Annotated in this window: 14 protein-coding genes; 8 read left to right on the forward strand and 6 right to left on the reverse strand. The window is 73.3% G+C overall.

Going from position 1 to position 15,646, the window contains the following annotated elements; genetic code table 11:
* Positions 1-6: 6 nt before the first annotated feature.
* Positions 7-528 carry a VOC family protein gene (locus tag ACNAVT_RS28280; protein ID WP_416300599.1) on the reverse strand — a complete coding sequence of 174 codons (522 nt, stop codon included), beginning with the start codon at positions 526-528 and terminating at the stop codon, positions 7-9.
* A gap of 50 nt (positions 529-578) precedes the next feature.
* Here ACNAVT_RS28280 and ACNAVT_RS28285 point away from each other — a divergent pair, with 50 nt between their 5' ends.
* Together ACNAVT_RS28285 and ACNAVT_RS28290 are read left to right on the forward strand one after the other, a co-directional pair.
* A complete protein-coding gene (locus ACNAVT_RS28285; protein WP_416300600.1) occupies positions 579-1,040 on the forward strand; it encodes a MarR family winged helix-turn-helix transcriptional regulator in 462 nt (153 codons plus the stop codon).
* Between the two features lie 57 nt (positions 1,041-1,097).
* Positions 1,098-2,666 carry a tetratricopeptide repeat protein gene (locus ACNAVT_RS28290; protein WP_416300601.1) on the forward strand — a complete coding sequence of 523 codons (1,569 nt, stop codon included), beginning with the start codon at positions 1,098-1,100 and terminating at the stop codon, positions 2,664-2,666.
* Positions 2,667-2,697: 31 nt separating this feature from the next.
* Here ACNAVT_RS28290 and ACNAVT_RS28295 read toward each other — a convergent pair whose 3' ends face one another.
* Both ACNAVT_RS28295 and ACNAVT_RS28300 read right to left on the reverse strand, forming a co-directional pair.
* A complete protein-coding gene (locus ACNAVT_RS28295; protein WP_416300631.1) occupies positions 2,698-4,074 on the reverse strand; it encodes a sensor histidine kinase in 1,377 nt (458 codons plus the stop codon).
* A 128-nt stretch (positions 4,075-4,202) separates the two neighbouring features.
* Positions 4,203-4,859, reverse strand: a complete 657-nt coding sequence (locus tag ACNAVT_RS28300; RefSeq protein WP_416300602.1) for a response regulator transcription factor — start codon at positions 4,857-4,859, stop codon at positions 4,203-4,205.
* A 102-nt stretch (positions 4,860-4,961) separates the two neighbouring features.
* Between ACNAVT_RS28300 and ACNAVT_RS28305 the strand changes: the two genes are divergently transcribed.
* Both ACNAVT_RS28305 and ACNAVT_RS28310 read left to right on the forward strand, forming a co-directional pair.
* Positions 4,962-6,107 (forward strand): LolA family protein, encoded by a 1,146-nt coding sequence (locus tag ACNAVT_RS28305; protein WP_416300632.1) that lies wholly within the window; start codon positions 4,962-4,964, stop codon positions 6,105-6,107.
* Between the two features lie 294 nt (positions 6,108-6,401).
* Positions 6,402-8,621: a HelD family protein gene (locus ACNAVT_RS28310; RefSeq protein WP_416300633.1), complete on the forward strand. Its 2,220-nt coding sequence runs from the start codon at positions 6,402-6,404 to the stop codon at positions 8,619-8,621.
* A gap of 104 nt (positions 8,622-8,725) precedes the next feature.
* Here ACNAVT_RS28310 and ACNAVT_RS28315 read toward each other — a convergent pair whose 3' ends face one another.
* On the reverse strand, positions 8,726-9,133 hold the full coding sequence (locus tag ACNAVT_RS28315) for a hypothetical protein (RefSeq protein ID WP_416300603.1): 408 nt from the start codon (positions 9,131-9,133) through the stop codon (positions 8,726-8,728).
* Between the two features lie 316 nt (positions 9,134-9,449).
* Here ACNAVT_RS28315 and ACNAVT_RS28320 point away from each other — a divergent pair, with 316 nt between their 5' ends.
* Entirely contained in the window at positions 9,450-9,827 is a 378-nt protein-coding gene (locus ACNAVT_RS28320; RefSeq protein WP_416300605.1) for a hypothetical protein, read from the forward strand.
* Positions 9,828-9,892: 65 nt separating this feature from the next.
* Here the strand turns inward: ACNAVT_RS28320 and ACNAVT_RS28325 are convergent, their stop codons facing one another.
* Positions 9,893-10,843, reverse strand: coding sequence for a sporulation protein (locus tag ACNAVT_RS28325; protein ID WP_416300634.1), 951 nt, complete (start codon positions 10,841-10,843; stop codon positions 9,893-9,895).
* A gap of 217 nt (positions 10,844-11,060) precedes the next feature.
* Between ACNAVT_RS28325 and ACNAVT_RS28330 the strand changes: the two genes are divergently transcribed.
* Positions 11,061-11,453, forward strand: a complete 393-nt coding sequence (locus ACNAVT_RS28330) for a YciI family protein (RefSeq protein ID WP_416300635.1) — start codon at positions 11,061-11,063, stop codon at positions 11,451-11,453.
* Between the two features lie 66 nt (positions 11,454-11,519).
* Positions 11,520-12,713 carry an RNA polymerase sigma factor gene (locus ACNAVT_RS28335; RefSeq protein WP_416300607.1) on the forward strand — a complete coding sequence of 398 codons (1,194 nt, stop codon included), beginning with the start codon at positions 11,520-11,522 and terminating at the stop codon, positions 12,711-12,713.
* Positions 12,714-12,773: 60 nt separating this feature from the next.
* Here the strand turns inward: ACNAVT_RS28335 and ACNAVT_RS28340 are convergent, their stop codons facing one another.
* Positions 12,774-14,150 carry a cellulase family glycosylhydrolase gene (locus ACNAVT_RS28340; protein ID WP_416300609.1) on the reverse strand — a complete coding sequence of 459 codons (1,377 nt, stop codon included), beginning with the start codon at positions 14,148-14,150 and terminating at the stop codon, positions 12,774-12,776.
* Between the two features lie 380 nt (positions 14,151-14,530).
* On the opposite strand from ACNAVT_RS28340, the gene ACNAVT_RS28345 reads away from it, so the two are divergent.
* Complete coding sequence (locus tag ACNAVT_RS28345) at positions 14,531-15,493, forward strand: TIGR03557 family F420-dependent LLM class oxidoreductase (protein ID WP_416300611.1); 963 nt, start codon at positions 14,531-14,533, stop codon at positions 15,491-15,493.
* The last annotated feature ends 153 nt before the right edge of the window (positions 15,494-15,646 follow it).

A 15,646-nucleotide genomic window follows, 5' to 3' on the forward strand; every position in this document is an offset into this window, starting at 1 on the left:
CGGCGTTCAGGCCGGAACGGAGATCCCCACCCCGCCGCGGGTCTGGCCGCCGTAGCGTCGCCGTTCCCGGTCGAGGTCGAGCCGGCCGATCCGCTTGCGGGCGGCGAAGGCGCCCTCGTCGAGCAGGTCGGCCGGGACGATCCAGACGATCTCGAACTCCAGGCCGTCCGGGTCCTGCCCGTAGAGGCTCTTGGTGGTGCCGTGGTCGGAGCTGCCGACCAGGGCGCCGGCGGCGGCCAGCCGCTCGGCCGTGGTGGCCAGCTCGTCGAGGGTGTCGAGCTCCCAGGCCAGGTGGTAGAGGCCGACCGTGGCCCGGCCGGCCGGCGACGGGCCGGCGGCGGCACCGATCTCGAACAGGCCGAGGTCGTGGTCGTTGGTGGAGTCGGGCGCCTGCAGGAAGGCGGCGCCGCGGAAGCCGTCCGGCGTCATCGGGACCGGACGGAAGCCCAGCACGTCGCGGTAGAAGGCGACGCTGCGCGCGAGGTCACGGACGTAGAGGACGGCGTGGTTGAGCCGGTGGATTCCCATGACGCCGACGGTAGCGCGAATTGGTTGAGCGTTCAACAAGTTGCGCTATTATGGGCGTCATGACCCGGTGGCTGGACCCCGACGAGCAGCGGACCTGGCGCGCCTTCCTCAGCGCCTCCCGGGCGCTGATGGACACTCTCGACCGCGAGCTGCAACGCGACGCCGGAATGCCGCACGCGTACTACGAGATCCTGGTCCGGCTCTCCGAGGCCCCGGAGCGGCGGCTGCGGATGAGCGAGCTCGCCGACGCCACCGGCTCCTCCCGCAGCCGGCTGTCGCACGCCGCCTCCCGGCTGGAGGCCGCCGGGTGGATCCGCCGCGAGGAGTGCCCGACCGACCGACGGGGGCAGCTCGCCGTCCTCACCGACGCGGGCTACGCCACCCTGGCCGCCGCCGCGCCCGGCCACGTCGAGGGGGTACGCCGGCACCTCTTCGACGCGTTGAGTCCCGCGCAGGTGGACCAGCTCCGCCGGATCAGCGAGACCCTGGCCGACCATCTGACCGGATCCTGACCAACCCGATCCACTCCAGGGGTTGTACTTACCGTTGTCGAATGAGCACGATGGGGCGTGTCCTCCGGCTTCGGCGAACTGACTGTCCAGGCGCACCACCTGGTGGCCGAAGGTGACCTCGCCGGTGCCCGGCGGCTCCTCGCCGACGCGCTGACCGACGCCGATCTGCGCCTCGCCAACGCCTCCGCCGAGCTGGCCGAGGCCGCCGGGCTCCAAGCCCGCGTCCTGGTCGCCCTCGGTGAGCCGCACTCCGCGCGCGGCTGGGCCGCCTTCGCGCACGCGGCGGCCACCCGGCTGTACGGCCGCTCCGACGAGCGGACCGTCACCACCGCCGCCACCCTGGCCGCGGTGCTGCACCGGGTCGGCAGCGACGCCCGGGCCGCCCGGCTCTACTCCGACGTCATCATCGAGCTGACCGCCCGCGACGGGCCGGAGTCGCCGCGGGTGCTGGCCGCCCTCGCCGACCTGGCCACCGTGGAATACGCCCGCGGCCACTGCGACGTCGCCCGCGACCGGTTGCAGGACGCCTGGGAACTGCACCGCGAGGTCTACGGCGACGGCCATCCGAGCGGCATCAAGATGCTGGCCAAGCTCGGCGAGATGGAACGCGACTGCGGCCGGTACGCCGAGTCCCACGAGCACCTGACGCTCGCCGAGGAGCTGTGCCGGCTGCACCTGCCCGCCGACGATCCGCTCGCCGCGCAGGTGGCCGGGCTGGCTCGGGCCGTCGCCGACCCGGACCACGTCTGCGTCGCTGCGGAGCCGCCCGTCCGGGAGACGCCGGTCGTGCCCGCCGCGCGGGTTCCACCGGCCGCCGAGGGCCCGCCCGAGCCGCCCCGCCCCGACCAGCCGCTCTACCGGCCGCCCGACCGGGCGGAGGGCGGGCACCCGAGCGTGCCCACGCCGCGCACCCCGCCCGAGGCCGCCGACGACCCGCTCGACGACCACCCGTGGCCGCCGGACGAGCCGGCCGAGGAGCCCTGGCGGCCCGAGAAGAGCGCACCGCCCCCCACCGTGGTCGGGCGGGCCGAGAGCGAGCCGGAGGGCGTACGCCGGGTGCCGCGGGCCGCCGAACCGGAGGCACCCCCGCACCACCTGCCGGTGCACCTGCCCCGGCCGCCGGAGCCCGAGGGGCGGACCACCCCATGGCTCCCGCTGGTGGTGGCCGGGGTGATCGTGGTGCTGCTGCTCGGCACCATCGCCGTGGTCGCCGGGGTGTCCCGGGGGGACCGGTCCCCCCGGGCGACGCCCGGCCCCTCCCCCACCACCGGCCGCGCCGCGACCGAAACCCCCTCCGGCAGCGCCCCGACCGAAACCCCCTCCGGCGCGTCGAGCGCCGCGCCGGCAGCCTCCCCCGGCACCCCGCCGCAGCAGGTGCGACTGACCGACCGGCGGGACAGCATCCTGCTGAGCTGGACGTACCCGACCGGCGCGGAGGGACCGGTGGTGGTCGCCGGGGGCCGCGCGGGGCAACCGCAGCACACCTTCCTCGAACTGCCCGCCGGCACCGACAGCTACATCGCCTACGGCCTCAACCGCAGCACCGACTACTGCTTCACCGTCGCGCTGGCGTGGTCCACCGACACGGTGGCCCGGGCCCCCTCGGTGTGCACCGACCGCGGCTGATCCCCGCGACGACGACCGGGTGGGCCGGCGATCAGACGTCCGCGTCCGGGTCGAGCAGCGCCGGCAGCCGTACGGTCACCCGCAGTCCCGGCCCGGTGGCCGTCGTGGCGTCCGCCGGCCCGGCATCGGCGAGGTCCACGGCGCCGCCCGCGCGGCGGACCAGCTCACGCACGATGGCCAGGCCGAGGCCGGCACCGCCGGCGTCGCGCGCCCGAGCGTCGTCCAGCCGGGTGAACCGCGCGAAGACCCGCTCCCGGTCGGCGGCCGGGATGCCGGGCCCGTCGTCAGTGACGGTCACCAGGTGGTACGCCCGCTGCCCCGGGCCCGCCCCGCGCTGCCCGGGCACCGGCGGGTCGGGGTGCGGGCCGCTGACGTCGAGTCGCACCTCGCCGTGGGCGTGCCGCAGCGCGTTCTCCACCAGGTTGGCGAGCACCCGCCGCAGCTCCTCCGGGTCGCCCTCGGTCCAGAGTGGCCCGGGTGCCGGCGCGAGGCCCACCGGCGGGGACGGGTAGCGGTCGGCGACGTCGCGCAGCAGCTCGCCCAGCTCCACCGGGCCCACCGCCCGCGACGGGGGCCCGTCCGGCCGGGCCGGCTGCTCGTCGAGGCGGGCCAGCAGCAGCAGGTCGTCGACGAGCCGGGCCAGCCGGTCGGTGTCCGCGAGCAGGTTCTCCGCCACCGCCGGCCACTCCGTCGCGTCGCCCAGCCGCCGGGCCACCTCCAGCTCCGTACGCATGTTGGTCAGCGGGCTGCGCAGCTCGTGCGCGGCGTCGGCCACGAAGGCCCGCTGCCGGGCCCGGGCGGCCGCCAGCCGGTCGAGCATGTCGTTGAGGGTGATCGCCAACCGCTGGATCTCGTCCGACGCGGCCGGTACGGGCAGCCGCCCGGGCCCGGCCCGGCCGGTGATCTCGGCGGCGCCGCGGCGCAACGACTCCACCGGGCGCAGGGTCGCGCCGATCACCCGCCAGGCGACCGCGGCGAGCCCGGCGACCAGCAGCGGGAAACCCACCAGCAACAGGATCCCGACCACCCGCAGGCTGTGCCGCACGTCCGTCATCGACTTGGCGACCAGCACGGTGAGCGGCTCGGCGGGGGTGCCCGCCGGCACGGCCACCACCCGGACCGGGCCGGTGAGGCCGACCCGCCGCCCGTCCACCACCAGCCGCTGGCGCTGCCCGGCGCGCAGCTGGTCGGAACGGAGCATGGGCACGAGCCGGTCGGCGTCGATCGAGGCGGCGCGGACGCGGCCCTGGGCGTCGACCACCTGGACCCGAAGCTGGCCGCCGGCCACCGGGAGTGGATCGGGCAGCGCCTCCTCGGCGGCGAGCAGCGCGACCGCGTCCGCGGTCCGGAACGCTTCGGCGTCGACCGTGCGCTGCACCGTCCAGCCGAGCGCGCCGAGCAGCAGCATCCCGCCGAGCGCGAACCCGGCGGCCAGCCCGAGCACCCCGATCGCGGTCAGCCGGGCCCGCAGGCCGAGCGTGGGCAGGCGGCCCTTCCCAGGCCAGAGGCGATGGGAGGCTGCCCTTCCTTTCCGGGTCACGTGGCGAGCCGGTAGCCGGCGCCGCGGATCGTCTCCAGCCGGTCCCGGCCGATCTTGCGGCGCAGGTAGCCGACGTAGACCTCGACGGCGTTCGGGGCGGTGTCCAGGCTGGCGTCCCAGACGTGGTCCAGCAGCTCCGTCTTGGAGACCACCTGTCCGGGCCGGCGCATCAGGTAGTTGAGGAGGGCGTACTCGCGGGTGGTCAGGGCCACCTCGAGGTCGCCCCGGGTCACCCGCCGCCGCGCCGGGTCCAGCCGCAGGTCGCCGACCGCGAGCACGGTGGGGCGTTCCGGCGCGCCCCGGCGCAGCAGCGCTCGGAGCCGGGCGAGCAGCACCACGTACGAGAAGGGCTTGGTGAGATAGTCGTCCGCGCCACAGTCCAGCCCGTCGGCCTGGTCGTACTCGCCGTCCTTGGCCGACAGCATCAGCACCGGCAGCCAGTGCTCCTCCGCCCGCAGCCGGCGCACCACCTCGTACCCGGAGAGGCCGGGCAGCATCACGTCGAGGATCATCGCGTCGTAGCCGCCGTGCCGGACGGCGTCCAGCCCGGCCGGTCCGGTCGACTCGACGTCCACCGCGAAGCCCTCGGCCTGCAGGCCCCGCTGCAACGCCGAGGCGAGCCGCGACTCGTCCTCCACCACCAGCAATCGCACGCGTCCAAGGGTGCCACCAGGTGACACCCCGTAGGGGATCTCCTCAGCGCCCTCACAGCGGCCGACGTGCACCATTACGGTCAGGAGGTGCCCATCATGCCCATGCCCATATTCAAGAACCGAGCCGCACTGCGCTGGCTGGTCCCGGTGACCGCGGGGGTCGCCGTGATCGGCGGCGGCGCCGCGGTCGGCACGCTCGCCGCCGGGGCCGATCCGGCCCTGCCGCCACGGACCGCGGCGCAACTCCTGGACGACCTGCGCACGTCCCGCCTCGACGGGCTCTCCGGCACGGTGGTGCAGCGCGCCGACCTCGGGTTGCCGCCGATCGCCGACCTGGCCGGACTGGCCAGCGGCAACGAGCTGACCAGCCTCCTCACCGGCACCCACACCCTGCGGGTCTGGTACGGGGGCCCGGAGCGGCAGCGGCTCGCCCTGGTCGACACGCTCGGCGAGCACGACATGCTGCGCAACGGCCGCGACGTGTGGACGTGGAACAGCCGGAGCAACACCGCCTCGCACCGGACGCTGCCGGCAGGCGAGGCGGCGACGCCGTCCGCGCCGGCCACCCCGGCCGATGCCGCCGACCGGGCGCTCGCCGCGATCGACCCGAGCACCGCGGTCACCGTCGGCCGCTCCGCGAGGGTGGCCGGGCGGGACGTGTACGAGCTGGTGCTCACCCCGCGCGACGCCGACTCCCTGGTGCATCAGGTCCGCATCGCGCTGGACGCGAAAAAGCACGTGCCGCTGCGGTTCGAGGTGCTCGCCGACGGCGCCGACAAGCCGGCGTTCGAGGTGGCGTTCACCCAGGTCGACTTCCGCACCCCGGACGCGGACCAGTTCCGGTTCAACCCACGGCCGGGGGTGACGGTCGCCGAGGAGAAGGCGGAGAAGCCCGAATCGACCGGGAAGCGCCTTCCGGGCGCCGCCGCTGACCGGCGACCGAACGGTACGGACGTGCGTACCGTCGGCACCGGCTGGACCACAGTGGTGGTGGCGCGGTTCGACGCGTCAGCGCCTGCCGGCCTGGCGGACCCGGACGCGCTCCGGGGCGACAAGGGCCAGGGCGGTCCGGCGGCCGGCGCCGACGCGGTGGCCAAGGTGCTCGGCGGGTTGCCGAAGGTGAGCGGTGACTGGGGCAGCGGTCGACTGATCAGCGGGAAGCTGTTCAGCGTGCTGCTCACCGACGACGGCCGGGTGCTGGCCGGCCTGGTGACGCCCGAGCGGCTCTACCAGGCGGCCAGGGGCTGACCCGGGAGCGGGGACCCGTCGGGGGTCCGGTCGGCACGAGCCGATCGGGCCCCCGTTCCGTCTTCGGGGGACCGCGGCGCGGCGGGGTGACGTGGCCGTGGGCGGCCGGGCAGGCTTGGTCCGGCGGCGGGCCACACGGTATCTTTCTCAGTTCAAACACAAAAAGGAATGGCTGTTTAAGGCCACTCCTGCACGAATTTTAGCCAACGAGGAGCCGGTTTGTCAACGCACTCCGACGTATCGGGTGAGCTGCACCAGGACGACGAGATCGGCCGCGAGCAGGAGTACGTCTCGATGCTCTACGACCGGCTGGACGGCATGCGGGAGCAGGCCGCCCGACGGCTCACCGAGGAGCTGCGCACCACCGGCGGCACGTTGCAGGCCCGCTCGCAGCGCGACTACACCGTCCGGATGTACGCCGAGCAGGTCGAACAGTTCTCCGCGGTGGAGACCGGCCTCTGCTTCGGCCGCCTCGACGGCGACGACGACTCGCGCCGCTACATCGGCCGGATCGGCATCTTCGACACCAGCGGCGAATACGACCCGCTGCTGATGGACTGGCGGGCCCCGGCCGCCCGGGCGTTCTATCTCGCCACCGCGGCCAACCCTCAGGGCGTACGCCGGCGTCGGCACCTGCGGACCCGGGAGCGGAAGGTCACCGGGCTCAACGACGAGGTGCTGGACATCGCCACCGCCTCCCCCACCGCCCACGAGGAGCTGACCGGCGAGGCTTCCCTGCTCGCCGCGCTCAACGCCGGCCGCACCGGCCGGATGCGCGACATCGTCGAGACCATCCAGGCCGAGCAGGACCGGATCATCCGCGCCGACCTGCCGGGCGTGCTGGTGGTGCAGGGCGGGCCGGGCACCGGCAAGACCGCGGTGGCGTTGCACCGGGCCGCGTACCTGCTCTACACCCATCGGCTGCAGCTCTCCACCCGGGGCGTGCTGCTGGTCGGTCCGAACGCCACCTTCCTGCGCTACATCTCCCAGGTGCTGCCGGCGCTGGCCGAGACGGGCGTGCTGCTGCGTACCCAGGCCGACCTCTTTCCCGGGGTGCAGGCCCGGCGGACCGAGCCGGCGCGGACCGCCGCGCTCAAGGGGCGCGCGGTGATGGCCGAGGTGCTGGCGAACGCCGTACGGGACCGACAGTGGGTGCCCGACGAGCCGCTGGAGATCGAGCTGCCGCAGCGGGAGATCCTCACGCTCGACCCGGTCGTGGTCCGGGAGGCCCGGGAGCGGGTACGCCGGTCGGACCGCCCGCACAACCTGGCCCGGGCACTGTTCGACATCGAGATCGTGCACGCGCTCGCCACCCAGGTGGCCGAGCGGATCGGCGCCGACCCGCTCGGCGGGGAGAACCTGCTCTCCGAGGCCGACCTCGCCGAGATCCGCCGGGAGCTGCGCGAGGAACCCGAGATCCGCGCCACCCTGGACGAGCTCTGGCCGGTGCTCACCTCGCAGCGCCTGCTCGCCGACCTGTACGCCGACCCGGAACGGATCGCCGCCGCCGCGCCGATGCTCACCGACGCCGAGCGGGCGTCGCTGCACCGCCAGCCGGGCGGCTGGACGCCGGCCGACGTGCCGCTGCTGGACGAGGCGGCCGAGCTGCTGGGCGAGGACGAACGCGCCGCGGCGGCCCGCCGGGAACGGATCCGGTCGCTGCAACGCGAGTACGCCGAGGGCGTGCTGGAGATCGCCCGGGGTTCCCGGTCGATCGACGTCGAGGACGAGGCGGACGGCGGCGAGATCCTCGGCGTCACCGACCTGATCGACGCCGACCGGCTGCTGGAACGGCAGGAGGAGGCCGAGCGGCTGACCACCGCGCAGCGGGCCGCGGCCGACCGGAGCTGGGCGTTCGGGCACGTCATCGTCGACGAGGCGCAGGAACTGTCGCCGATGGCGTGGCGGCTGCTGATGCGCCGCTGCCCGAGCCGGTCGATGACGATCGTCGGCGACGTGGCCCAGACCGGTGCCCTCGCCGGCACGCCCTCCTGGTCGGAGGCCCTGGCCCCGTACGTGGCAAACCGGTGGCGGCTGGAGGAGCTGACCGTCAGCTACCGCACCCCCGCCGAGATCATGGCGGTCGCCGCCGACGTGCTCGCCGCGATCGACCCGGCGCTGCGCCCGCCCCGCTCCGTACGCGCCAGTGGGGTGCCGCCGTGGGACCGCACCGTCGACGCGGACCGGCTCGCGGCGGAGCTGGTCGAGGCGGCGGCGCGGGAGGCGGCCGGGCTGGACGACGGGCGACTCGGGGTGATCGTGCCGACCGGCCGGGTGGCCGAGCTGGGCGCCGTCGTCACCACCGCGTTGCCGGAGGCCGCCGTCGGCGAGCAGCCGGAGCTGGCGAACCGGGTGGTCGTGCTCACCACCGAGCAGGCCAAGGGCCTGGAGTTCGACTCGGTGCTGGTGGTCGAGCCGGAGCGGATCGTCGCCGAGTCGCCGCGCGGCCACAGCGACCTCTACGTCGCCCTCACCCGCGCCACCCAGCGCCTGGGCATCTTGCGCACCACCTGACCCAGCTGCGGGCCGGCGGCGCGGGATCCCGCCGATCCCGAAGAGTGGTGGCCTCCCGATCTCGGGAGGCCACCACTTTCCATGGTCCGGTCGGGACCGGTGACTCACTCGTCGGTGAAATTGCCGACCTGGCTGCCGCTCGACGAGGCGTCGCTGGTCGAGCCGCCGGCCGGGGTGCTCAGGCCGCCGGTGGTGGCATCGCCGGTGGTGGTCGGAGCCACCTTGCCGCGGTGCCGCTCCGGCTGCCGGGCCACCCGGCGGGCACTGGCCGGGCCCGCGGTGCCCCCGGTCGTGGTGACCGCGCCCTGACCCCGGGTCGGGCCGCCGTCACGCAGCACGTTCGGGTCCACCCGCACGTGCGCCGGATCGCCCGGATCCTCGTCCTGGATGACCCGTTCCACGTCGGTCTGCGGCACGGTGACCTCGTCGAGCGCGCCCTTGGCGTACACGCCGCCGGCGATTCGCTCCTCGGCCCGTCGGGCGGCGTCCTGCCGCATGTCGTCCTCACGCACGTCAACCACCTCGCAGATCTCTCGGGATTCTCGTTGCGTGCCCGACGACCGCCGACCCAAACCGACCACCGCCCGCCCCCCAGCGCGGCACCCGTTGTGCGACCTGGTGTCCGGTTCATGCGCCTTGGCGGGGAGGAATCGGTGCCGGCTCTCGCGCGGTGCTGCTATTGGGCCGATGGCCGGTGTTACCTCGCCAGCACGCCGGGGTAGACGCAGGGTGCCCCCGCCGGCAACGCGAACCGTGCCGTGGCCGACACGCGGTAGCGGGGCGAGGGGTTGGCAGGGAACGACTCATCGACATCCTGAGGAGGACCAGATGAGCACGCAGGCTGCATCCACCAGGGCCATCAACCGGCCGCAGGAAGCGCCCAACCGGGCGGCGATGCAGGAAGCCCCGACCCGGCCGATGCCGATGATGGAGGACGGGCACCGGGAGCGGATGCCGTCGCCGGGCACCGAGACGAAGCAGGCGTTCCTCACCACCGAGTTCTGGGTGTACGCCGCAGCGGTCGCGGTCGTGGTGATCACGTCGTACTGGCACAGTTCCATCACCAGGGGGTTGGCGATCACCAACCCGAACCTGACGTGGTGGTACCTGACCGTGCTGACCGGCGCGTACCTGTTCAGCCGTGGTCTGTCCAAGGCTGGTTCGTCGCGGCGGTCCTTCGCGGAGCGCCGAGCAATGCGGCGCTGAGTGAGCAACACCTGAGAGCGGCGGTGGCCCCGGGATTCGTCCCGGGGCCACCGTCGTGCGTCGTCCTATTCGAAGTCGCCGAAGTCGCCGAAGTCCCCCTCGAAGGCGTCCCCGATCAGCTCGCCGGCGACCAGGCCGCCGGCCACGCCCAACGCGGCACCCGCCACCATGCCGCCGACCCCCGGCCCACGGCGCCCGTGGTGGCCGTGCGGGGCGCCGAAGCCGCGGGCGCGCAGGTTGCCGTAGCGCGAGGTGGTCTCCCGCAGCCAGCCGTCCACCACCTGGGCCCAGTCGGGGCGGCCCGCGTCGCTGTGCGGGACGGTGTACCGGCCGAAGACGTCGTGCCCGGGGCTGAGGAATCCACCGCGCTTGTCGCACTCCAGGATCACCTCGACGCCCCGCTGGCTGGTCACGAAGGTCAGCTCGACCTCGTTGACGACCTGCGCGTACTGCGGTGCGGCGAAGAACTCGATCTCCTGGTAGAACGGCAGCGTCTGCTGCACGCCGTGGATGTGACCGCGCTCCAGGTCGGCGTGCTTGAACCGGAAGCCGAGCGTCTGGAAGGCCTCGAGGATCCGCTCGTGGATCGGCAGCGGGTGCACCGCGACGTGGTCCAGATCGGTCTTGTCGACCGCCCGGGCCACCGCCAGCTCCGTACGCAGCCCCATGGTCATGCCGCGCAGCCGCTGCCCGTAGACGTCGGTGACCGGGGTCTCCCACGGCATCGGGAGCTGGAACGGGATGGCGAGCTGCTGCTTCGGGGCCAGTTCCAGCGGGCCGCTGACCGGCATCCGGTGGAACTCCATGGTGCCGGCGTACTCGGAGTCGCCGCGCTCGACCTCCACCCGGGTGACCAGGCCGACGGTGATCTGCTCGATGCTGGCCGGCACGTCGCCGCCGACCAGGTTGACGTGCCCGTCGAGGGCCAGGCCGGGCCGGGTGTTCGGGTTGGCCAGGACGGTGTCGACGCTCGGGCCACCCACCCCGAACGCACTCAGCATCTTCTTGAAGACCATCGCCACTCCCGCTTCCACCGTCGGCACGCTCCAAGCTGGAACGCGTGGGCCACGAGAGGCACCGTAAACTGGGCGGCTGGGAAGTGTCTGTGAGGGAAGTCGGTCGACTCGGAATTTCTCTTCGCCGCGGATGTCGAGAACCGGGGTGGCAGCTTCTACCTGAGGGTGGAAGCACCGAGAATCGGTGCAGAGGCGTGAGGAGCGAACCGTGAAGTACATGCTGCTGATGCAGTTCAGCGCCGCCGGGGCCGACTTCCCGTCGATCGACACCTGGACCCCGGAGGAGATCCAGGCGCACATCGGGTTCATGGGGGAGGTCAACGCGAAGCTCACCGCCGACGGGGAGTGGGTCCAGGCGGAGGGCCTGGGCGGGCCACAGCAGGCGCGGATCGTCCGGGCGGGTGAGGGCGGTGCCCCGGTGGTCACCGAGGGTCCGTTCGCGGAGACCAAGGAGTTCCTCGCCGGCTGGTGGATCGTGGATTGCGAGACCCCGGAGCGGGCGGTCGAGATCGCCGCGTACATCTCCACCGCGCCCGGCCCCGGCGGGCGACCGCTGAACATGCCGATCGAGGTGCACCCGGTCATGTCGGCGCCGCCGCAGGAGATGTGACAGCTGGGCACGCCGGAACGGACCGTCGAGGACCTGCTGCGCGAGCTGGCGCCGCAGGTCCTCGGCGTGCTCGCCCGCCGGTTCGGTGACTTCGCCACCGCCGAGGACGCGGTGCAGGAGGCGCTGCTGGACGCGGCGACCCAGTGGTCGGCCGAGGGGCTGCCGGACAACCCGCGTGGCTGGCTCGTCCAGGTCGCGTACCGCCGGATGATCGAGCTGGTCCGGGCCGAGGCGGCCCGCCGCGACCGGGAGGACCGCGCTGCCCGGCGGGAGGGCGACGACCGACGGACCGCGCCGGGGGCGGACGAGCCGCTGATCACGGACCGGGACGACACCCTGGTCCTGCTCTTCCTCTGCTGTCACCCGACGCTGTCGGCGGCCTCGGCGATCGCGCTGACCCTGCGGGCGGTGGGCGGGCTCAGCACCGCCGAGATCGCCCGCGCCTTCCTCGTCCCGGAGGCCACCATGGCGCAGCGGATCAGCCGCGCCAAGCAGCGCATCCGCGCCTCGGGGCTGCCGTTCCGGATGCCCGACGAGGCAGAGCGGCAGGCCCGGCTCGCGGCGGTGCTGCACGTGCTCTACCTGATCTTCACCGAGGGGCACACCGCCAGCCTCGGCGCGGACCTGCGCCGGCTGGACCTGTCCGAGGAAGCCGTCCGGCTGACCCGGGCGATGCACGCGTTGCTGCCCGACGACAGCGAGCTGACCGGGCTGCTCGCCCTGATGCTGCTCACCGACGCCCGCGCCGCCGCCAGGACCGGCCCGTCGGGCGAGCTGATCTCCCTGGCCGACCAGGACCGCGGCCGATGGGACGGGGCGGCGATCGCCGAAGGGACCGCGCTGGTCACCGGGGCGATGGCTCGGGGACCGGTCGGGCCGTACCAGCTCCAGGCCGCGATCGCCGCGCTGCACGACGAGGCGCCCACCGCCGCGCAGACCGACTGGCCGCAGATCCTCGCCCTCTACCAGGTGCTGGAGCGGCTCTCCGGAAACCCGGTGGTCTCGCTCAACCGGGCGGTGGCGACCGCGATGGTGCACGGCCCGGCCGCCGGGCTGGACGCCCTTGCCGCCCTGGCCGCCGATCCCCGGTTGGCCGGGCACCACCGCCTCGACGCGGCGCGGGCGCACCTGTACGAGATGGCCGGCGACCGGGAGGCGGCGGTCGCGCACTACCGGGCGGCGGCCGGACGCACGACCAGCCTGCCCGAGCAGCACTACCTGACGATGCGCGCGGCGCGGCTGGCCTCCGCTCCCGGCTGATTCCGGCCCGGGAAGGTGGCCGGGCCAGCGCGGACCCGGCCACCGATGGTGCCCGGGCGATCAGCTAACGGTGCAGGTCACCGCGGGGATCGAGTTCGTGCCGTTCCAGCTGCCGAGGAAACCGAAGCTGGTGCTGGCCCCGGCGCCGAGCTTGCCGTTGTAGTCGACGTTGCGGGCGGTGTACGCCGAGCCGCTGTTGGTGACCGTGGCGCTCCAGACCTGGGTGACCGTCTGGCCGTTGGCGAAGGTCCACTTCACCGTCCAGCCGTTGATCGCCGACGAGCCGGCCTTCACCTGGACCTCAGCCTGGAAGCCGCCCGGCCACGAGTTGGTGATCGCGTAGCTCGCCGTGCAGCCGCCGTTGGCCGGCGGCGTGGTGGGCGGCGGGCTGCTCGGCGGGGGCGTGGTGGGCGGCGGGGTCGAGGGCGGCGGCGAGGACGGCGGGGTGGTGCCGGAGTAGACCGACGCCTCCTTCGCGGTCGACCTGATGCCGTTGGCCCCGTTGAAGATCCGCTGGCCCCAGCTGGTCAGACTGTTCGGGTTGAAGTTGGTGGTCATGTCCAGGTACTCCACGCCGCCGCCGTTGCCGCTCCACGACCAGCCCAGGTAGCCGATCCCGTTGGCCTGGCTGTACGCCATGATGGCGTCCTCGTCGGGGTCGCCGTCGGAGTGGAGGTTGCCGAACTCGCCGACCAGGATGGGCAGCTTGGCGGTGCGGAACCGGTCGAGGTAGTCGTTGACCTTGGCGACGGTGTTGAAGACGCCGTACATGTGGATCGAGAAGATCGTGTTCTTGGCCGGGTCGGCGTTGAAGACCGTGGCGGCGTTGTCGCGCATGGTGAAGGACCAGTCCTGACCCCAGTTCGGGCCGTCCACCATGATGGTGTGGGTGAGGCCGCCGGCGCGCAGCCGCTTGATGGCGTTGGCGGTGTCGGTGGCCCAGGTGCCGTAGCCCTGGTTGCCGTACGGCTCGTTGCCGATGTTGACGATGACGTACTTCTCCTGGCCCTGCAGGGCGCTGGCGATGCTCAGCCAGTAGGTGACCGCCCGGTCCAGGGTGATCGCGCCGCTCTGCTCGCCGTAGCCGGTGGTGTCGTGCACCTCCAGGACGCAGATCAGCTTGTTGGCCTTGCACAGCGAGACGACGTTGGCGACGTCGGCGGTGTCGTTCTTGGCCCAGCGGTCGCCGCTGGCCAGCACCACCCGCACGCTGTTCGCACCGAGTGCCTTGATGTTGGCGAACGAGCTGGTCTGCTGCGGATACCAGGTGTGCGCGTGGTTGACGCCACGCATGATGAACTCGTTGCCGTTGGCGTCGTAGAGCCGACCGTTCGAGACGGAGAAGCCGGCCGCGGCGTGCGCCGGCTGCCCGAAGGCGAAGACGGCGGCGAGGACCGTCAGCAGGGCGGCGCCCGCGACGGAGAGCAGTTTCTTCATGACTGTCCTCAGGGAGGTCTCCCCCGTGCCCAGATGGGGGTGCGGTGGTGATGACAAGGCGGCTGAGCCCGACAGCCGCCGCCCGGCTCCCGGCGGACGCAGGCATCAGCGTAGGGCGATGGAGCGCGGGAGGCAACCGGTTAAGTTGATCGCCCCCCCTCGGGCGGCGGACTGTGGCGGCCCGGGTCGCCCACGAGCCGCCACAGGAGCGATCACCCCCACCACAGGATGGTGCGCCAACCGGCCTGAACCGGTTAAGCCCGGACGGTAGGCAGCGCGCCTCCCGCCGTCAAGGAGCCCCGGACCGGAAGGGGACACCACGGTTGGCCGCCCTCCGCCGGGGTATCTGGTGACGATCTGCCCCGGGAAGGAGATGCGCCATGGTGAACGTCGGCTACACCCTCATGTGCGAACAGGCCGGCCCGAAGCACCTGGTCGACCATGCCGTACGCGCCGAGGCCGCCGGCTTCGACCACCTGGTGATGTCCGACCACTACTACCCCTGGCTCGACGCGCAGGGCCACTCCCCGTACGCCTGGTCGGTGCTCGGCGCCGTCGCCCACGCCACCGGCCGGGTCGGGCTGATGTCCTTCGTCACCTGTCCGATCCGTCGCTACCACCCGGCGGTGGTGGCGCAGAAGGCGAGCACGGTCGGGGTGCTCTCGGACGGCCGGTTCACCCTCGGTCTGGGCGCCGGAGAGAACCTGAACGAGCACGTGATCGGCGGCTGGCCGCACGTGCAGCAGCGGCACGAGATGTTCGAGGAGGCACTCCAGATCATCCGGCCGCTGCTCAACGGCGAGACGTTGACCTTCTCCGGCAACCACTTCGACGTCCCCGACGCGTACGTCTGGGACCGGCCGGAGCGTCCGGTGCCGATGGCCGTCGCCGCCTCCGGCCGGCAGTCCGCCACCCTCGCCGCCGAGTACGGCAACGGCCTGATCGCCACCGAACCCGACCGGCGCCTCATCCAGATGTACGACGACGCCGGCGGCGCCGGCCGGCCCCGCTACGGCCAGGTGGCGATCTGCTACGGCCCGGACGAGGCCGAGTGCCGCAAGATCGTGCACGACCAGTTCCGCTGGTTCGGCCTGGGTTGGAAGGTCAACGCGGAACTGCCCGGGCCCGATTCGTTCGCCTCGGCGACCCGGTTCGTCCGCGAGGAGGACGTGGCCGACGCCATCCCCTGCGGCCCGGACGTGGACCGGCATGTCGAGGCGTTCAAGAAGTTCGTCGATGCCGGCTTCACCCACGTGGCGCTCGTCCAGGTGGGCGGCGACAGCCAGCCGATGTTCCTGGACTGGGCGCAGGAGGAGCTGCTGCCCCGGCTCCGCGAGCTGTGACCCGCTGAGAGGGTGGAGTCCATGCGTATCGGGAACACGGAGATCCGCCCCGCCGGGGGCGGTCTCGGCTGCCTGCTGATGATCCTCTTCTCGGTGCTCGCCTCGGTGGTGCTGACCGTGCTGCTGAACCTGATCCTTTGAGCCCCGGGGGCG

Origin of the sequence: Micromonospora sp. SL4-19, assembly GCF_047921475.1 — a bacterium.
Classification (GTDB): Bacteria; Actinomycetota; Actinomycetes; order Mycobacteriales; family Micromonosporaceae; genus Micromonospora.